The organism is Acinetobacter sp. WCHAc060042, from assembly GCF_003231195.1.
Taxonomy (GTDB): Bacteria; Pseudomonadota; Gammaproteobacteria; order Pseudomonadales; family Moraxellaceae; genus Acinetobacter.
This window is the reverse complement of sequence record NZ_QKVN01000032.1, coordinates 24,196-42,454: the sequence shown is the minus strand read 5'-3', so window position 1 is coordinate 42,454 and position 18,259 is coordinate 24,196. Positions and strand designations below refer to the sequence as shown.

General features: G+C 41.0%; 17 protein-coding genes. 3 read left to right on the top strand and 14 right to left on the bottom strand.

Annotation, left to right across the window (positions count from 1 at the left end; translation table 11 throughout):
- Positions 1-24: 24 nt before the first annotated feature.
- The 3 genes from DPG01_RS13765 to DPG01_RS13755 all read right to left on the bottom strand — a co-directional run bounded on the left by DPG01_RS13765 (position 25) and on the right by DPG01_RS13755 (position 1,719).
- Positions 25-765 carry an SDR family NAD(P)-dependent oxidoreductase gene (locus DPG01_RS13765; RefSeq protein WP_086210908.1) on the bottom strand — a complete coding sequence of 247 codons (741 nt, stop codon included), beginning with the start codon at positions 763-765 and terminating at the stop codon, positions 25-27.
- An 18-nt stretch (positions 766-783) separates the two neighbouring features.
- Positions 784-1,077 carry a YciI family protein gene (locus tag DPG01_RS13760; RefSeq protein WP_110975479.1) on the bottom strand — a complete coding sequence of 98 codons (294 nt, stop codon included), beginning with the start codon at positions 1,075-1,077 and terminating at the stop codon, positions 784-786.
- Positions 1,078-1,161: 84 nt separating this feature from the next.
- Positions 1,162-1,719, bottom strand: a complete 558-nt coding sequence (locus tag DPG01_RS13755; protein ID WP_110975478.1) for an NAD(P)H-dependent oxidoreductase — start codon at positions 1,717-1,719, stop codon at positions 1,162-1,164.
- 183 nt (positions 1,720-1,902) lie between these two features.
- Between DPG01_RS13755 and DPG01_RS13750 the strand changes: the two genes are divergently transcribed.
- Complete coding sequence (locus tag DPG01_RS13750) at positions 1,903-2,802, top strand: LysR family transcriptional regulator (RefSeq protein WP_110975477.1); 900 nt, start codon at positions 1,903-1,905, stop codon at positions 2,800-2,802.
- Positions 2,803-2,853: 51 nt separating this feature from the next.
- On the opposite strand, the gene DPG01_RS13745 is transcribed toward DPG01_RS13750, so the two are convergent.
- Positions 2,854-3,273: a MerR family transcriptional regulator gene (locus DPG01_RS13745; protein ID WP_110975476.1), complete on the bottom strand. Its 420-nt coding sequence runs from the start codon at positions 3,271-3,273 to the stop codon at positions 2,854-2,856.
- A 205-nt stretch (positions 3,274-3,478) separates the two neighbouring features.
- Positions 3,479-4,720 (bottom strand): NADH:flavin oxidoreductase/NADH oxidase family protein, encoded by a 1,242-nt coding sequence (locus DPG01_RS13740; protein WP_110975481.1) that lies wholly within the window; start codon positions 4,718-4,720, stop codon positions 3,479-3,481.
- Positions 4,721-5,306: 586 nt separating this feature from the next.
- Here DPG01_RS13740 and DPG01_RS13735 point away from each other — a divergent pair.
- Positions 5,307-6,560 (top strand): saccharopine dehydrogenase family protein, encoded by a 1,254-nt coding sequence (locus DPG01_RS13735; RefSeq protein ID WP_416346133.1) that lies wholly within the window; start codon positions 5,307-5,309, stop codon positions 6,558-6,560.
- Between the two features lie 218 nt (positions 6,561-6,778).
- Here DPG01_RS13735 and DPG01_RS13730 read toward each other — a convergent pair whose 3' ends face one another.
- From DPG01_RS13730 to DPG01_RS13700, 7 genes are all read right to left on the bottom strand, one after another.
- The gene (locus DPG01_RS13730) at positions 6,779-6,892 is read right to left on the bottom strand and encodes a hypothetical protein (RefSeq protein WP_086210914.1); all 114 of its coding nucleotides are present in this window, start codon (positions 6,890-6,892) and stop codon (positions 6,779-6,781) included.
- A gap of 204 nt (positions 6,893-7,096) precedes the next feature.
- Entirely contained in the window at positions 7,097-10,243 is a 3,147-nt protein-coding gene (locus DPG01_RS13725) for an efflux RND transporter permease subunit (protein ID WP_110975474.1), read from the bottom strand.
- Complete coding sequence (locus DPG01_RS13720) at positions 10,233-11,468, bottom strand: efflux RND transporter periplasmic adaptor subunit (protein ID WP_110975473.1); 1,236 nt, start codon at positions 11,466-11,468, stop codon at positions 10,233-10,235. The genes DPG01_RS13725 and DPG01_RS13720 overlap by 11 nt, the downstream gene beginning before the upstream one ends.
- 1 nt (position 11,469) lies before the next feature.
- Positions 11,470-12,792 (bottom strand): TolC family protein, encoded by a 1,323-nt coding sequence (locus DPG01_RS13715; RefSeq protein WP_110975472.1) that lies wholly within the window; start codon positions 12,790-12,792, stop codon positions 11,470-11,472.
- A gap of 47 nt (positions 12,793-12,839) precedes the next feature.
- Positions 12,840-13,268 (bottom strand): cation efflux protein, CzcI-like, encoded by a 429-nt coding sequence (locus tag DPG01_RS13710; protein ID WP_004693170.1) that lies wholly within the window; start codon positions 13,266-13,268, stop codon positions 12,840-12,842.
- Positions 13,269-13,333: 65 nt separating this feature from the next.
- Positions 13,334-14,242 (bottom strand): cation diffusion facilitator family transporter, encoded by a 909-nt coding sequence (locus DPG01_RS13705; RefSeq protein ID WP_004693172.1) that lies wholly within the window; start codon positions 14,240-14,242, stop codon positions 13,334-13,336.
- A gap of 130 nt (positions 14,243-14,372) precedes the next feature.
- A complete protein-coding gene (locus tag DPG01_RS13700) occupies positions 14,373-15,209 on the bottom strand; it encodes an SDR family NAD(P)-dependent oxidoreductase (RefSeq protein WP_110975471.1) in 837 nt (278 codons plus the stop codon).
- 311 nt (positions 15,210-15,520) lie between these two features.
- On the opposite strand from DPG01_RS13700, the gene DPG01_RS18785 reads away from it, so the two are divergent.
- On the top strand, positions 15,521-15,679 hold the full coding sequence (locus tag DPG01_RS18785) for a hypothetical protein (protein ID WP_162900279.1): 159 nt from the start codon (positions 15,521-15,523) through the stop codon (positions 15,677-15,679).
- Between the two features lie 203 nt (positions 15,680-15,882).
- Here DPG01_RS18785 and DPG01_RS13695 read toward each other — a convergent pair whose 3' ends face one another.
- Positions 15,883-16,770, bottom strand: coding sequence for a DMT family transporter (locus DPG01_RS13695; RefSeq protein ID WP_110975470.1), 888 nt, complete (start codon positions 16,768-16,770; stop codon positions 15,883-15,885).
- Positions 16,771-16,877: 107 nt separating this feature from the next.
- Positions 16,878-18,251, bottom strand: a complete 1,374-nt coding sequence (locus DPG01_RS13690; RefSeq protein ID WP_086210921.1) for an amidohydrolase family protein — start codon at positions 18,249-18,251, stop codon at positions 16,878-16,880.
- Positions 18,252-18,259 lie beyond the last annotated feature (8 nt).

Genomic DNA, 18,259 nt, shown 5'->3' with positions numbered 1-18,259 from the left:
TTTGAGGCCAAATAAATTGATTCACTAAGCTGTAAAACCACCATCTACAGCATACTCAGCGCCAGTCACAAAACTGGCTTCATCTGATGCTAAAAATGCAACGACCGAAGCAACATCATCAGGTTGACCAAAATACCCCAACGGAATCATTTGGCTCACTTTATCAATATGGGCCTGAGATTCTTCAAAAGATAAATCCGCTTTTTCATAAATTGGGCTATCAATTGGGCCAACTGAAACAGCATTTACTCGAATTTTTTCTACAGCCAACTCTCTTGCCAAAGACTTTGTGATTGCTGAAAGTGCTGCCTTACTGGCCGAATATAGAGCCATGTTTGCAAGTGGTCGTTGGCTGACCGAAGAGCCAATATTGATGACGCTTCCTTTGGACTCCCGCAATAAATCTAAACTTTGACGAATAAACTCCACAGGACCACGAACATTGATATGAAAAATAGCATCAAAAGATAAAATATCTAAGTTTTCGATACTTGCAACGGGAGCAACACCTGCATTATTCACTAAAATATCCAAGCGACCAAAGCGGTGTTTAAGCTCAGCAATCGTGTTTGAAATGTCTTCCAAACATGCAATATCACCAACGACATAGTCAATATTTTGATGTTGACTTGTTTCAACTAAAGGCGCACGTGTTCGTCCCATAATCAAAACTTTTGCCCCTTCATTGGCTAAACGTTCAGCAATTTTTCGACCGATGCCAGAGCCTCCTCCCGTGACCAAAGCGACTTTATTCATTAGCTTCATTTTTATGTTCCATAGGTATTATTTAAAAAGATGAAAATCTTTTGCAATTTTTAATGGAGAAAACTCTTCTATTTCATAGATCGCACACCGATGTTTAACATAAGGGTCTAGTGCCACAATCCGCTCTAATTCATCTTGATTTTCAGCTTGGGCAATAATAACCCCAGCACTGTTTTTTGAGAGATTTCGACCAAAAGTCAAAAAGACTTTATTGTCAAATTGCTGATTTAAAAATTCAATGTGTTGAGCATGGTATTGCTCGCTGATCTCACCGAGATCAACAGAAACATGGATTAAATACATTTGAACCATTTCCAAAAAATTAAAGCATAAGTATCAATTTAAAGTGCTGAGTAAAATCACGCCGTAAAGACTGAATAACTGAATATTTACATCTCAATATAAGTTTTCAATTTGGCGCACTAAACGTTGTGCATGTTCCTGTGCAGCCATAGTCTGTTGCTGTAAACCATCTTCATCTCCACGCGCAAGATAGCTAACACCTGTTGTATAGACTGGTGCTTGTAGGTCTAAATTGCATAATGCAGCAAGACTGTCGAAGGGTGCCAATAGCGTTTCAAGTGAGTGTTGCATGATTGCATTTGGCGCATAAGCAACTTCGGGAGCTCCCGTGGTAAAGGACAAAATCAATTGCTTACCGCCCAATTTCGCATTTGAGCCATGAGAAAAACCATGTAGAAAAACCTGATCTAGCCATTTTTTAAGCAGCGCTGGTAATGCATACCAATGAAATGGAAATTGCCACACAATAATGTCCGCAGCTAACAGTGCTTGTTGTTCAAGCTCAATATCGAAAACTTCATCTGGGTAAAGTTCATCTAACTTACGAATTTTTGCATGAGGGAGTGCAGTTGTTACGTGATTGAGAATGGCGGTATTCGCAACCGAATCTTGTAAATTGGGATGTCCTGAAATTACGAGTATTTTTTTCATCATATTTACCTTTAGAAAATTAAGCCCACTGTTGAGACGCATACAATGCTTGTCTTAACCAGATTGCCACTTAAGCCCACATGGGGTTGAACATGGAATGAATGGTAGTCAGAAAAATTGTGATTGATAAGGTAGGTAATTGGCACTACATTAGTATCTAAAAGTTAATAGTTGTGCATTGATATGAATGGCTCAATTTATAATTATTTGGTTGTATTCCATGCTATCGTCAATGAGGGAAGTTTAGCTGCAGCTGCACGGCAGCTTGAAACTGCCCCACCTGCTGTCAGTAAGTCCTTAAAACTACTTGAGCAAACTATAGGCTTGCCCTTATTTAATCGCACCACACGTCATTTGGAGCTTACAGAAGCGGGACAACATCTGTTTCAAAACACACAAGAACCAATTAAAGCGTTAACAATCGCGCTAGAAAGTGTTCAAGACTTAAAGAGTGAACCTGCTGGTATTGTGCGAATCACAACAGCTCGTTATGCCTATCTAAGTGTTTTACAGCCCTATTTAGGTGAGTTCTATCAACGATACCCACGTATTCAACTTGAAATTGCGATTAACGATGGAACGATCAACATTTCAAAAGAGGGCTATGATCTGGGTATTCGCTTTGGAAATAAAATTGAAGAACATGTGGTAGCACGTCAAATTTTACCCAAACAAACTCAAGGATTATTCGCATCAAAACATTATCTTGAACAGCATGGAGTTCCGCAAAAACCTGTAGATTTAAAACAACATCAGTTAATCGGCTATCGTTTTACAACAGCGAATACGTTTTCTCCATTGCTTTTACAAGAAAATGGAAAAGAAATTAGTGTTGAAATGCCTGTCTCTTTCATTGCTAATGATATAGATGTCAATATGGATGCAATTCGGCAAGGAATCGGTATCGGTCGAATTTTTTTAATAAATTTAAAACAACAGCATGATCAAGAAAACTTTATTCCTGTGCTCAAGCCATACTGGAGAACATTCCCTCCTGTTTATCTCTACTATTTACAAAATAGTCAAAAGTCTAAACGTGTAAGGACGCTCATTGATTTTTTACTGGAAAAAAATACCGTATAAAAACTGCTCTCATTATCTATGCTTTCGCTTTTTTATTATTTAAGTGTTCAACTAAGCCTCACTTTCAGATTCGGCATAGTATGTATTAAGTAGTCGGTGTGCATTTTCTTCGCAGCTTAAGTCTTGGGGCTTATTTTGTATCGAATCAATCAGGATCAGTAAGTTCTTTTTATTTTCAGCCAACATTTTTTGCATTTTCACAATTTCTTGTACTTTGCCATTCAAGGTCTGAATCAATTTGTCATGATTCCAGTTCGCAATATTTGCAGGGATCAACGATTTGATCTCTTCTAAGGAAAAGCCAACTTGTTGTGCCTGCCTAATCAGATACAATTGTTTTAAATCTTCTTCTGAATATTGACGGTAACCATTCGATAAACGCTTAGGTTTAGGCAGTAACTGGATTTGCTCATAATAGCGAATTGTAGGCGTACTCAACCCACTCAGTTTCGACAACTCACTAATATTCATACGAAATACCCTCTTTATATTCAAGTGAACTTGAAGCCTGTGATATACAAAAATCAATCATATTTAAGCATGCGGTAGAGAGTATAGAAAAATATCAGTGAGTTTATTCACGGACTGATATTTCTCACGATGATGACTTTTACACCCTCTTTTAGTCAGGACATAAGCAACTATTTTATGCTATGTGACGTTTGCTCTCTTAGACTTAAACCAAAGCTTTTGCACGGCGTTGCATACGATGACGATATTGCTTAGTACGTTTGCTCATTGCAAGTTGCTGTAAAATCAATGCCCAAAATGGTGATACTTTAGGGTTTGGTTTCTTACCTTGACTCAATTTGCGTAGCTGAAACTTTACAGTTGACAAGTTGGCAACCGAAGCAAGTGCTTTGTTTTCCCACTCTATTGGTTTGAGTTCAGGGGCAAGATTTTGACCTAGTTTCCACGCATTAGGTAAATTTGGCTCTAACGCAAGCGCAGTCCCAATCCCCACCATTTCTACACCACTTTGTATGACCTGCTCAGCCACTGGCTGACGACGAATTCCCCCTGTGACCATAATCGGCATTCGAGCGATTTTACGGATTTCTGTAGCAAATTCTAAAAAGTAAGCTTCACGTGCAAGCGTTCTTCCATCACGGGCTTGGCCTTGCATTGCAGGGGCCTCATAACTACCACCTGAAAGTTCAACCAAATCCACAGCAAGCTCATTCAACATTTCAACCACTTGCTTGGCATCGTCTGCACTAAAGCCACCACGCTGAAAGTCGGCCGAGTTAAGTTTTACCGCAACTGCAAATTGATCAGACACAACTGCACGTACCGCTTTCACAATTTCGAGTAAAATTCGAGCACGGTTTTCCAATGAACCACCCCACTGATCTTGGCGTTGGTTACTGAGTGGTGATAGAAATTGACTGAGTAAATAGCCATGTGCAGCATGAATTTCCACACCCGTAAAACCTGCCTGCTCAGCCAGTTGTGCTGTACGTGCAAACCGCTGAATGACTTCTTCAATCATCACTTCTGTCATTTCAACTGGTGTTGCAAACTTATCCGACATTTTGCCTAAATCTAAAGCTACAGCAGAAGGAGCCCAAGTGTCTTGCCCCATATTCGACTGCATCTGACGTCCAGGGTGATTAATTTGCAACCAAAATTGAGCACCTTTGGCACGTCCAATATTTGCCCATTCTTTAAATAGATCAAGATGTTCGGTATCTTCAAGCACCACCCCGCCAGGTCCTGTCATTGCCCGACTATCAATCATGACATTTCCAGTAATGATCAAACCGACACCACCCTCTGCCCAAGTATGATAAAGATTAAATAAATCTTGTGATGGTGCTTGCTCTAAAGTTGCCATGTTCTCTTCCATTGCCGCTTTAGCAAGGCGGTTTGGAATCGTTGTCCCATTGGGTAGGGTTAATGCATCAAATATGTTCATCATGATCACCTCTTTTGATCTGATAACTACTTTAAGATTAAAGTTAACTTTAATGTCAAGTGATTTTTATACACGATCAAAATAAAAATGAGCAATCTTTAGGTCACTCATAGTTAAAGTGGATTTTGTATCTAGATACAAAATTTTGGATTAGCTTTGCATAATGACCAATAATTCAAAGTCAAAGATTTTAGGGTCACGGTCAACATTTCCTGAAAATACCTGAATACACGTTTAATCTCTCATTTTGATGGGTAACGAATATCTAAGAATGTAATGCCTCCCTGTCTTACTGACATCATTGGCCTCTGCTTAAAGCAGCTAAGATCCAGCACATCTATTGTTAATGGCATAGCATACTGTCAGAAAAAGAAAGGTTATATTGAAATGTCAGCACGTGAAAATCTTTTCTAATGCTGTGATTCATGTAAAAGATTGCGAATAAATAGCAATTTTATGTCTGTAAATATTTACACTTTTCCCGACTTGACATTCAAGTTCACTTAAAGCTTATAGTGTTTATAGCAAACACAGGTGTACTACTGACCTTAAGCATAATTCCATGAGGAGTTTCTCCATGACGGCAATAAAAAACAAAAAATATGATTTGGTGGTATTTGGTGCAACCAGCTTCGTTGGACAAATTTTAACAACTTACCTAAGTGACTACCTCTCAATGCAAGGTGAGTCAGGTGAACAAATTCAGTGGGCAATCGCTGGCCGGTCATCAAGCAAACTCAATGCGTTAAAAAATAAACTTGGTGAAAAAGCACAAAATTTGGACATTATGATTGCAGATGTCAATGATACTGACGCAATTCACACGCTATGTGAACAAACCCGTGTGGTTGTTTCAACCGTAGGTCCTTATGCACTTTACGGTGAACCGATGATCAAGGCCTGTGTTGAAACAGGTACAGACTATTGTGACCTTACGGGCGAAACACAATGGATTAAAAAAATGATCGACAAGTATCAAAGCCAAGCCGAACATTCTGGTGCACGGATTGTACATTGTTGCGGTTTTGATTCTGTCCCTTCTGATATGGGCGTGTATTTTTTACAACAGCAAGCACAGCAACTTTGGCATGCCCCAGCGACCAACGTCAAAATGCGAGTGAAAGTTTTAAAAGGCGGCGCTTCTGGCGGAACGGTGGCCAGTTTAATCAATGTCATACAAGAAGCCGCCGCTGATCCTGCACTACGCAAAGCTTTAGTGAACCCGTACCTCCTTGTACCACAAAATCATACGCTCAGTGCACGTCAACACTATGTAAAATCAGCTGAGTTTGACAGCGATTTTGATGCATGGATTGCCCCCTTTGTTATGTCTGCTGTTAATGAACGGGTTGTGCACCGTTCAAATGCACTTGCAAACAATGCCTATGGGGCAAACTTTAGCTATAACGAAGCCATGCTGACAGGCCAAGGTTGGAATGGTCGTGTCAAAGCTTATAGCTTGGTCGCAGGATTAGGTGCATTCATGCTTGCAGCCGTCACCAAGCCTGTCAGTAAATTGATGGAGCGCCATATGCTCCCAAAACCAGGGGAAGGCCCGACACCCGAGCAACAACGCTCTGGCCGTTTTGATTTGCGATTTATTGGCAAGTCAGATGCAGGACAAAGTCTTCGAATCAAAGTCACAGGCGACCGTGATCCAGGTTATGGGTCAACAGGAAAAATGTTGGGGCAAGCAGCATTAAGTTTAGTTTTGGATCATCATAAAAATGGCGAGAAAACGGGACGAAATGGCGGTTTTTGGACCCCTGCAACGATGTTTGATGAGCGCTATGTTGAACGCTTAAAACAGCATGCAGGTATTGGCTTTGAAGTGATTTAAGTCTTTATCAACTCATTGATAGAAAAGTATGTAAGGCGCATCATGCATTTTAAATACACAGGGTTATGTATTTAGCTGATGATGATTGAAATGCAGACTACAAATAAAAAAGAATGAAGCAACACAGGCCTCATTCTTTTTTGTTGAATCTTAAAAATATCTGTTTGAACATCATACAAAGTATTATTTGTTGCGCCTTTGCATCGTGATGTTTAGCTTTACTTTAGAACATATTCCCAAATAATGAATCCGAGAAAAAATCCAAGAAATGAATATAAAGTAATGATAAAGAATACAAACCAAGCTTTATTTTTTTTCAGTAAAAAGTTCATTTCCAATACCTCAACGCTTTATCTATATTTGTTATTCTAAGGTTTAGGCTATAAATGGACAGATACAGTTCTTTATGAAAAAAATATAACAGACTATAACAGATTTGCCATTTTTAACTCCCAAATGCGATTAGGCTGATATCAAGTAGTATAAAAAAGCATGAGGGGTATATGTGCCTCCCCATGCTTCAGTTGATTAAAGAATTAAATTTCCGTTTCTTTCTTAGCATTCATCCAACGATACAACACTGGCAATAGTACCAAGGTCAATAACGTCGAAGAAATAATTCCACCAATCACCACGGTCGCCAGTGGACGTTGAACCTCTGCCCCTGTGCCCGTGGCAAGCGCCATAGGAACAAAACCTAAAGACGCCACACAAGCGGTCATTAAAACAGGCCTTAAGCGCAAAATCGCCCCCTGCCAAACAGCTTCATGTAAGTGGTATTGCCCTCTTAACTCTTTAATGAAGGTCAGCATGACCAAACCATTTAAGACGGCAACGCCAGACAAGGCAATGAAACCAATACCCGCCGACATCGACAAGGGAATGTCTCTTAACCATAAGAAAAGCACACCACCTGTTAAAGCAAATGGAACACCCGTGAACACCAGTAGGCTTTCTTTAATGTTATGGAAAACAGCCATCAGCAAAATAAAGATCGTCAATAATGCCAGTGGAATCACAATCTGCATTCGAGCCTGTGCCGAAGCCAGATTTTCAAACTGACCACCATATTCAATCCAATAGCCACTTGGTAGTGGATACTGCTTCAGTTGAGTTTGTACCTCTGTGACAAAAGAGCCCAAATCACGCCCTTCGACATTCGCAGTGACAATCACACGACGTTTGCCATTTTCACGGCTGACTTGATTGATGCCATCCATCATTTTTACCGTGGCAATATCGGTGAGTAAAATACTGCCGCCATTTGGAAGTTGTATTGGCAGTTGCGCAATCCCACTGACACTACGGTCTTGTTCACTGAGTCGAATCACAAAGTCAAAACGGCGGTCGCCCTGTAAAATTTCACCGACATTTTGTCCGCCAATGCTTGCTGATACATAATCTTGTATGGTTTTGACACTTAGGCCATATTGCGCTGCCAAGCTTTTATCAATTTCAACATTAAGCAAAGGTAAACCCGACGTTTGTTCAACTTTGACTGCGGTACTGCCTGAAACTTGTTGAATCAATTTACTGATTTTTTCAGCTTCCGCATTTAATACTTGCATGTCATCACCAAAGATTTTGACACCGACATCACTACGTACACCCGATATTAACTCATTGAAACGCAGTTCAATTGGCTGAGAAAACTCACTGTTGTTACCGGGCAATGTCGCTAAATACGCCTGCATACGGCTACGCAGTTCATCCAATGTTTCTTTCGGGTTTGGCCACGCATCACGGGGTTTTAACATGACATAACCATCTGAAATATTTGGTGGCATTACATCGGTCGCCACTTCAGCCGTGCCTGTTCGCGCAAAAATAGCATGTATTTCAGGGAATTTCTTCAGAAGTAGCTTTTCCGTATTTTCCTGAATACGAAGTGATTCTTCTAAGCCTGTACTAGGGGAACGCAGTTGCTGTACAGCAAAGTCACCTTCACTCAGTTGCGGTGCAAACTCACTGCCGATCCGCGTTGCGAGTAAACCTGTTAATACCAATAAGCACAGTGCAAAGGTTAAAACCACTGCTTTGTACTGATAGGCACAGTCCAATACTCGCTGATATCGCTCTTTTAACCACAACATCCAACGGCTTTCAGTTTCTTTAATGTCACCTTTAACAAAAAGTGCAACAGCCGCAGGCACAAAGCTGATCGACAAAATAATGGCCGCAACCAGTGCAAGTACAACCGTCAAAGCCATTGGGTGGAACATTTTGGCTTCTACGCCAGTCAGTGCAAAAATCGGTAAATACACCACTAAAATAATCAGCTGACCAAAAATAAGTGGACGACGAGCTTGGCGCGCTGCTAAAAATACTTCTTTAAAGCGTTCCGACTGAGTTAACGGTCGTTTGAGCAGTTGTTGTGCATGGGCTAAACGGCGAATACAGTTTTCAACAATTACCACTGCGCCATCAACAATAATACCGAAATCCAATGCCCCTAAACTCATCAGGTTGGCACTGATGTTCTGTTGTGCCATGCCTGTTAAAGTAAACAGCATAGACAGTGGAATCACACAGGCTGTAATTAACGCCGCACGAATATTACCCAAGAATAAAAACAGGATCACAATCACCAAGATTGCGCCTTCAATCAAGTTCTTTTGCACCGTTTTAATGGCTTTTTCCACCAAAGTTGTGCGGTCATAAACTGTTTCGATTTTAACGCCCTGCGGTAAACTGCTTTGCACCTCTTGAATTTTGGCGTCTACAGCTTTAGACACCGTTCGACTGTTTTCACCCATCATCATCATAGCGATGCCGAGTACAGTTTCTTCGCCGTTATAGGTTGCGCCTCCTGTTCTGAGGTCATGATCAATTGAAACCTGCGCAATATCCGCGACACGAATGGGGTTCCCATTTGGGCTGGCAACCGTTGTATTTTCAATGTCTGCAAGACTGTTGAGTGTCCCTGGCACACGAACTGTGAGCTGCTGACCATTTTCCTCAATAAAACCTGCCCCACGGTTTTCATTATTTTCCTGTAAAGCGATTTGCAGTTGGCTCAAGGAAATATTCAACTGCTGCATACGGTTTAAGTCAGGAGCAACCACGTAGGTTTTGTTAAACCCGCCAATACTGTTGACCTCTGCAACCCCTGCAACACGTTGCAATTGCGGACGAACGATCCAATCTTGGATCTCCCGCAAGTCCATCGCGCTATAAGCTGTACCATCGGCTTTTTTGGCATTCGGTTCAGCTTTAATGACCCATTGATAAATTTCACCTAAACCCGTCGAAACTGGCGACATGGTTGGAGAAACATCACTGGGTAAATCCGCTTTGGCTTCTTGTACCCGCTGATTAATCTGCTGGCGTGCCCAATAGATATCTGTACCATCCTTAAATACGATGGTGACTTGGGATAGACCATAACGTGAAATAGAACGAGTCAACTGTAAATCTGGAATACCCGCCATTGCCGTTTCAATTGGATAGGTAATCCGCTGCTCAACCTCCAGTGCGGTAAAACCATTGGCTTGGGTATTAATTTGTACTTGCGTATTGGTAATATCGGGCACTGCATCAATCGGCAGTTTTTGATAGCTGTATACACCAACCGCAATCCAAGTGCAGACAAAGAGCATGACCCAAATGGCATTTTGAATAGAGAACTGAATAATTCGTTCAAACAAACCCTCAGGCTTGGGTAAATCATGATTAGTGTGCATGATCAGCCTCGCCTTTTTCGAGTTCAGATTTAAGAACAAAGCTGCCTTGACTGACATAGCGTTGTCCTGCTTTTATACCTGAAACGACTTCAATCCATTGACCATCATTTGACGCTTGTCCAAGTACAACAGGCTGTGCTTTCAAATGCACTTGCCCTTTTTGTTCAGCGTCGACCACAAATACTGACGTTTGACCTTCAATGTTTTGAATAGCACTTTTATGGACACGAAGCGCTGTTTTGGAACTGGTATTGTCTAAAAAGATATTCACCAAAACATTTGGACGTAATTCAGCCGCTTGGCTTTTTAATTTAGCGCGTACCACTAAGCGCCCCGTTTGGGCATCGGCCTGAGAGGTTAAGCTTTGGATGACGGCTTGATATTTTTGCTCAGAGGCATTTGGTTTAAACGTTACACTTTGATTGGTTTGTAATTGACTCGATAACTGTGCAGGCAGATTAAACTCAAGCCATAACTCTTTAAATTGTTCAATCACAAAAAGCTGATCGGCCAATTGTACGTTTTCACCCACCACGATATCTTTTTGGCTAATCACCCCTGAGATGGGCGCTTTAATGGCAAAACGACCATTTACACCACCTGTTGCCCCCAGTGCATTTAAACGGCTTTGCACGGATTGCACAGTAATCTGTGCCTGTCGGTAAGCATTTTCTGCCCGTTGGTAGTCTTGTTTAGCTGAAATACCCTGTGACCATAACTGCTGTTCACGCTGATAATCTTGACGTGCCAAGTCCAAACTGGCTTGAGCCATCCGTAAATTGGCTTGTTGATCAATCAGTTCGGGAACGGACAGTACAGCTAAAGTTTGTCCTTTTTGTACGTTTTGACCAAGCTCCACGTTCACCTGCTCCACATGCCCACCAAAGTTTGGCGAAATGTGGGCTTGCTGATCGGTATTCACCACAAGCTTTCCAGGTAAAACAGTGACTTGAGACACCACGCCTTGTTGAGCTGAAGCGATTTGAATGCCTTGCTCTGTCAATTGCTGCGCTGTCAGTTGAATCTCACCTTCCTCAGCATGTCCTTTTTCTGCCTCGGGCTCATCCGCATGTTCAGATTCTTCATGTTCTGCATGTGCATGTTCATCGGTGGTTTTATCTTTTGAGCTAAACCAAATTCCTATAGCAATCAGGAGCGTTACTAGAAGCAAAAGCCCAATCATCAATGACTGTGATATTTTTCCAAGTTGGTTCTTCAGTTGCATATTATTGTGCTCCGCCAAGGATGAGGTCTTGTATTTGTGCGATTGAGTTTTTACTAATTTGGCTATAAGCATCTGAACTACTGATCTGTTCATAGCTGGTGCCGAGGCTAAGCGCTTCTGCGGTCAATGCGGTCTGCCATGCTTGACGCAATAACTGTAACTGCCCAAGACGTATGCTTTGTAGTTGCGAGTTGGCTTGTTGAATGTCGGTAATAGACAGCTTTCCGGCTTTAAAACCTTGTAATGTACGTACTTGTACTTGTTCTGCCAAAGTTGTTTGTTGACTGATCGCACCGAACTGCTGTTTTAGTCCTTTGAGCTCATGCATGGCATTGGCAATATCTAAAATTTGCTGCTTTAACTCGCGCTGTTGCTGCTGATTCAACAAGCTTTGCTGACGCTGGGCCATCGGAATGCTGTATTGCTGACGGTTAAAGATATTCAGCGGAATATCCACGCCAACACCTAATGTGGTATCGCTATTTTCATTCGGTGCTTGACTCCGTTTCATGCCGACATTTAAGGTCGGATTGGGACGGGCCTGCACTTTTAAACTTTCAATGTTTAAATTGGACTGTTGAATGTTCAGGGCATATAGCTTTTCCAACCAACCTTCAGCAATATAACGCTGTACTGTGGCTTCACTTTGATCTGGCCATGGCATGGTGGTCGCATTGAGTTGAATATCGGCTTTGGTTTCGCCCCAAAGGTTTGAGAGTTGACGCTGTGCTACTTGTTCAGCCAGTATTGCTTGTTGATATAAACGTTGCATATCTAAGCTTTCGATTTGCGCACGTTCATAGTCAACCAAAGCAATACTACCCGCCTGATAGCGCTTTTTGGCACTGTCTAAATTGTGTTGACTCACTTTGAGCTGTGCGACATATAGCGATTTTTCAACTTGTGCTAAAGCCAACTGCGACCATGCAAATTTCACCACCAATTGGCTTTGTGCTGTCCACAGTTGTTGCTGTAATTGGCCTTGTTGGTGTGCTGTTTCTGCGAGTTTTTGATTGAGCTTACGCTGTCCAAAAACATCTAAAGGTTGGCTAATGGCAATACTGAGTTCACGATCGGTATTTGAACCAAAACCATCTTGATTGATATTTAAGCTAGGGTTTTGCCATAAACCACTGTTTTTGATGTTCAGCTCTGAAATGCTTTGACGCTGTTGCCCAATTTCACTTTGGTTCTGATAGCGCTCTACTTTTGCCAAAGCCTCATCTAAAGTCTTGACTGGTTCGGCAAAGCTCCATTGCATCGTACCTGTTGTTATGCCCACAGCAAGAGCTTGGCGTATAAACGCCTTGAATTGATTCGACATGTTTTTTCCCACTAATTTTTAGAAGAAGTGGTGGGAAATGTTTTAGGCTACCCCACCATTAGCGGGGAAAGTTCAGGAGGAGGATGTTGCCCCAATAAATCAGGGGCTTGATAGGCATTGTGCCAAAAAAACTGCGGACGCTCACGAACTTCAAACGCGAGCGGCATTTGATAGTTTATTTCTTTCGGAATAATCAAATGTGCCATTGAAGGCAAATGATCTTGATGGTCTTGATGGTCTTCACCCAATTCAAACTGATCATTTGCCGTTTGAGTATGGCTATCGGCACTGCTTTGCTGGTGTGCCTTATCATCAGACACACACAAGGTGGTTTGATGATGCCCAAAATGAAAATTTTGTTGCGTCACGACTTGAGTTTTTTGTTCTTCATGGACGCAAAAAGCTGCCGCCACGTTCCAAAGACTTTGGAACATGAATAAAGCAACTAAGACGCTAATCCACGTGGTAGAACGCATAATGTCGTACTGAAATAAAGTGACGCTATTGTAAAGCCTAGACTAAGTCTAAGGTCAAGTCTTTTTTAATGACTATGTTCATGTTGGTGTGGATGGCATTCATCTTCTTCAATCTGCAAAGTCACTTGCGTAATCCCATGCTCATGCCCCAATAACTCCACAGCTTGGTGGTATAAAGCTCTCTGATCTACATCAGGTGCAATCAAATGCGCTGTTAAATGCACATTCTTAGAGGTAATGGCCCAAACTTTAAGCTGGTGAATACCTTGTACACCCTCTAAAGCCAGCAAATCATTGCGTAAAGATTCGATATCAATTTCACTTGGTACACCTTCGAGCAAAATATTGATACTTTGTTTCAGTAGCACCCAAGTTCTAGGTAAGACCCAAAAGCCAATCAACACCGCAATAACGGTATCTACCCACATCCAACCTGTGAAATAAATCACCAGTGCGCCAATGATCACACCCACAGAGCCCAAGGCATCACTGAGCACTTCAAGATAAGCCCCTTTCACATTTAAGCTGTCTTGACTGCTCGACACCAAAATCTTCATTGAAATCAGGTTAATGATTAAACCCAGAACCGCAACAACCAACATACCCAAGCTTTGAATTTCAGGTGGCTGACTAAAACGCTGATAGGCTTCATATAAAATGTAAATGGCTACCACAAACAACATCATGGCATTAAACAAAGCTGCCAAGATTTCAAACCGTTGATAGCCAAAAGTACGTTTATCATCGGCAGGTTTTTGCCCAATTTTGATGGCTGCTAAAGCAATCGCTAAAGCAGCGGCATCGGTAAACATATGCGCTGCATCGGACAATAAGGCTAAGCTTTGTGTGATAAATCCTGCAACCACTTCCACAATTAAGAAGGTGAACGTCAGAGCAAGTGCAATGGTTAATTTCTTGGCATTTTTTGCAGTCACTTCAACATGGCTGTGATCATGGTTATGAGAACCACTCATGTAGGACTCCTTATCATTTTATTTAACGGAATGCTTTAGCATTGAAATCGAAGCTTTTTTTAATTTAAAAATTACTCGATTTAGTATACTCGGTTAAAACAATAAAATCATCTTTCATGTGAATACGTCTTTATTTACGGCGTTTTTTCCCTGTCAAAAAGCTCATGGCCTGCGTATAGCCTGTTGGTGTAATACGCTGTACCAGATCGATAATTTTGGCATCTGTTCCAATTAAGACACGGCGCTCATTTTTTTTCACAGCCTTTAAAATGGACTGTGCTGCCACATCTGGCGGAGTTTTAAGCATTTTGTTGAAAGAACGGCTAGCACGCTCAGGGTTCATACCTAGCGTACGAATACTGTCACTCATTCGAGCACTATTGGCGATATTGGTTCGTATACCACCTGGGTGAACACAAGTCGCACTGACACCACAGTTTTCTAGGTCTAGTTCTTGACGTAGTGCTTCGGTAAAACCACGAACAGCAAATTTTGTCGCATTATAGGCACTCTGGGTAGGCTGTGCAGTGAGTCCAAATAAGCTTGAAATATTCACAATATGCCCAGCACCACTTTTCTTTAAGTAGGGTAAAAAAGCTTTGGTTCCATACACCACACCCCAAAAATTGATTTTAAAGATCCATTCCACATCTTCATAGCTCAAGCCTTCAACAGTACTGGCTAAGGCAACACCTGCATTGTTGAAAATTAAATTGATCTGGCCAAAGTCTTGTTCACATTGTTTGGCCCAGTCCTCAACAGCTTTGCGGTCTGAAACATCTAGTTTTGTAAGTGTGACCGAAACAGGATAATCTTTGACAAGCTTTAATGTTTCTGCCAAACCTTGCTCATTGACATCACTGAGTGCCAAATGCGCACCTTGTTTGGCTAATTGAATAGCCAACTGCTGTCCGATACCAGAACCTGCCCCCGTGATCGCAGCAACTTTATTCTCAAAATTTTTCATCATGCTCTCTAGCTATCATTTTAAACTTTATGCTTAGGTCAATTAGGCTAACTCTACACATACAAAGTACCACTGCATTTAATGTACAAAAATTTAGATCATGAATGAAATGGAATTCTCTCATGGTTCAGTATGTATAAAATTCATAGTGAATATTCTTTCACTTTTGCTTAACAGGCAATAATGAAAACCATAACAGTTCTATATATTTGCCAATACGCTGTTATATTTTTTTAATCATGTTCTGTATCTGTTTCATGCTGTCTGTGCTTTGCATAATGTACACATCACCTCAGTTGAGTGCAGTAACCATGAAAGATCTAGACCCTAAAAAACCAGCAAAATATGCGGATAGTTCTATTTCGGACAAAGCATTTAAAAACATGATTATCTGGTTTGCTATTTATTGTGGACTATTTTGCTTGGGCGTTATTTTTGTTATTGGAGCAGATAAAAACTATTTGTCTTAAAGCAAAGCCATATAGTTGGAAAACATGTCTGTAGGCTAAGATGAGAGTTTCAAATCTACATTTTGACTTTATCTATACTGGTACGAGCTTAAGCTACAAATCCGTTTAAGCTCTTCACACGCAGATAGAATATGGGTTAATTCCGTATCCCATTTATTTAGTATAGCCAATGTCATTACAAATAAATGACAAAGCTTTATTGATTAAGCCCAAATCACTAGAAATGCAGCAATCACCACCAAAATAATGCCTAAATGTTCAGCTCGTGCCAATTTTTCCTTAAAGAAAAAGGCAGAGATCAACATACTAAAAATGATCTCAACTTGCCCTAATGTTTTAACAATTGGAACGGACTGCATACTCATCGCACTAAACCAGCCCAATGAAGCAAGGAAACTACATAAACTGACGCGAAATGTAAGTCCCACTCGCTGCCACATCGCCCATAAAGTAGCACGACGAAATATACCTAAGTAAATTAAGAGCAATGAACACTGTGTACCAATCACACAGATAAGAACCCACGCCGCACGGTGAATAAACGGTAAATTAGTGAGTTCTAAACTGGCTTCACGTACCAAAAGCGAGGTGATAGCAAAACATAAGCCACTACCGATACCTATACATAAGGTCTGTAATGAAAAATCGGAAAAGCCGCGACCTTTGGACATGAGGAATACTGCAAAACCGCCAATCACGACTCCTACCCAGCCTAAAATGCTCAAGTGATCAGATAAAAAGATAACTGCAACAATTGCTGCCAAAATGGCCTCACTTTTAGCAAGCCCAACACCAATTGCATAGTTTTTTTGTTTAAATAACTGAACCATTAATGCAGTTGCTGCAATTTGGCTAATTGCAGCAATAAAGATATAAGTAGCAAAACGTGGATTAAAATGAACAACTTCAACAATAGGTTGAAAATGATAAAGACTCACGATGTATATAAATGCCAAAGGTAAAGCAAAAATAAACCTTGCGAGTGTTACACCATATACATCGACAGTCGTACTGAGTTGCTTTTGGAAAGCATTTCGCCAAGCCTGCATAAATGCAGCCATAAGCGTAAAAAGAATCCATGTAACTCCCATCAAGCACCCAATATGTCATTACTTATAAAACATAATTTACCTGCTTAAAGGCAGAACATGTACTTTATTTTCATGACTTATTCTTATGTGATGAATAACTTAAGTTCTCATCCAATTTCACGTTGTAACTCATTGACAGCATTCCCACGAAGACTAAGCCAATCTTCACGTCTTTTAAACAGTAATGGCGCTGCTCGATTCACCTGATCAATTAAATGCTGTAAGTCAGCATTCATTAGCTTGCCATTTTGTACGACTGTTTGACCTGCCACCATGGTCATGACAACATCTTGACCCTGAACTGCATGTACTAAATTATGATGTAAATTGAATAATTTCCCTTCACCAATTAAAGGGGTCATTCGTGGCGTTGCTGTTTTTATTGCAATAATATCTGCCTGCTTCCCTGTTTCAATAGAACCGATGCTTTCTTGCATACCTAAAGCTTTAGCCCCAAGAGTTGTCGCCATTTTACATACAGACCATGCATCTAGTGCGGAAGCATCTAAATTTGCAAATTTTGCCAACAATGATGCTGTTTTCATCTCTTCAAACATATCTAAATTATTATTTTCTTTTTCACCATCTGTTCCCAAACCAACCGCTACCCCTTTAGCTAACATTTCTCGAATAGGTGCTGCACCTGATGCTAATTTCATATTCGATATTGGATTATGTGCCACTCCCACCTGATAGTTTTTTAAGATGTCGATTTCTGTGGAGTTAGCCCATACACAATGCGCCAATAAGCATTGCGGTGCATCGAGTAAACCAAGTTGTTCTAAGGTTTGAATGGGGCGTTTATTATAGCGTTTAAGGTTTTCTTCAACATCAAACTTACTTTCATTACTATGCGTATGAAAGCCTGTTTGGTAGTCCTGACATAAGTGTTGTATACGTTTTAATGCTTGCTCCTCTGCATAAAATAAATGCTCCAAACCCACCCAAACATTGATACGACCATTTGCACCTTGATGCCACTGCTGAATCAACACTTCATTGCTATGCAACGTTTCAAAATAATTATGATCAGGATGCTCTGCGACATAAGGCACCAGTACTGCACGAATACCTAGTTCCTTGGCAGCTTCAGCACTGCCATCCATAAACCGCCACATATCTACAATCGTTGTTGTGCCAGAAAGTAGCGCTTCCGCATAGCACAGATAAGATGCCATTTTCGCATCTTCAGGTAATAAAACCCGGTGCATTGGGTCGATAAACTGCTGTAACCAGTCCCATACAGGTAAACCTTCGGCAGTACCTCGCAGTAAACCTGAGTGACAGTGTGTATTCACAAGGCCTGGCATGAGCACAGCATCTGCATAATGTTCTACCACTAGATTAGGGAATTGAGCACGGATCTCTTCCAGTTTACCAACCTGCTGAATCAAAGTACCCTCTACTACAATGGCACCATTTTTGATGCAATCCAAATTTTGATTCATGGTGAGTACATAATCTGCACTTAATATTTTCATAGCTTTCT

Coding starts and splice junctions, on each gene's coding strand:
- DPG01_RS13765 (WP_086210908.1), bottom strand. CDS start 765: ATGAAGCTAATGAATAAAGTCGCTTTGGTCACGGGAGGAGGCTCTGGC.
- DPG01_RS13760 (WP_110975479.1), bottom strand. CDS start 1,077: ATGGTTCAAATGTATTTAATCCATGTTTCTGTTGATCTCGGTGAGATC.
- DPG01_RS13755 (WP_110975478.1), bottom strand. CDS start 1,719: ATGAAAAAAATACTCGTAATTTCAGGACATCCCAATTTACAAGATTCG.
- DPG01_RS13750 (WP_110975477.1), top strand. CDS start 1,903: ATGAATGGCTCAATTTATAATTATTTGGTTGTATTCCATGCTATCGTC.
- DPG01_RS13745 (WP_110975476.1), bottom strand. CDS start 3,273: ATGAATATTAGTGAGTTGTCGAAACTGAGTGGGTTGAGTACGCCTACA.
- DPG01_RS13740 (WP_110975481.1), bottom strand. CDS start 4,720: ATGAACATATTTGATGCATTAACCCTACCCAATGGGACAACGATTCCA.
- DPG01_RS13730 (WP_086210914.1), bottom strand. CDS start 6,892: ATGAACTTTTTACTGAAAAAAAATAAAGCTTGGTTTGTATTCTTTATC.
- DPG01_RS13725 (WP_110975474.1), bottom strand. CDS start 10,243: ATGCACACTAATCATGATTTACCCAAGCCTGAGGGTTTGTTTGAACGA.
- DPG01_RS13720 (WP_110975473.1), bottom strand. CDS start 11,468: ATGCAACTGAAGAACCAACTTGGAAAAATATCACAGTCATTGATGATT.
- DPG01_RS13715 (WP_110975472.1), bottom strand. CDS start 12,792: ATGTCGAATCAATTCAAGGCGTTTATACGCCAAGCTCTTGCTGTGGGC.
- DPG01_RS13710 (WP_004693170.1), bottom strand. CDS start 13,268: ATGCGTTCTACCACGTGGATTAGCGTCTTAGTTGCTTTATTCATGTTC.
- DPG01_RS13705 (WP_004693172.1), bottom strand. CDS start 14,242: ATGAGTGGTTCTCATAACCATGATCACAGCCATGTTGAAGTGACTGCA.
- DPG01_RS13700 (WP_110975471.1), bottom strand. CDS start 15,209: ATGAAAAATTTTGAGAATAAAGTTGCTGCGATCACGGGGGCAGGTTCT.
- DPG01_RS18785 (WP_162900279.1), top strand. CDS start 15,521: ATGAAAGATCTAGACCCTAAAAAACCAGCAAAATATGCGGATAGTTCT.
- DPG01_RS13695 (WP_110975470.1), bottom strand. CDS start 16,770: ATGGGAGTTACATGGATTCTTTTTACGCTTATGGCTGCATTTATGCAG.
- DPG01_RS13690 (WP_086210921.1), bottom strand. CDS start 18,251: ATGAAAATATTAAGTGCAGATTATGTACTCACCATGAATCAAAATTTG.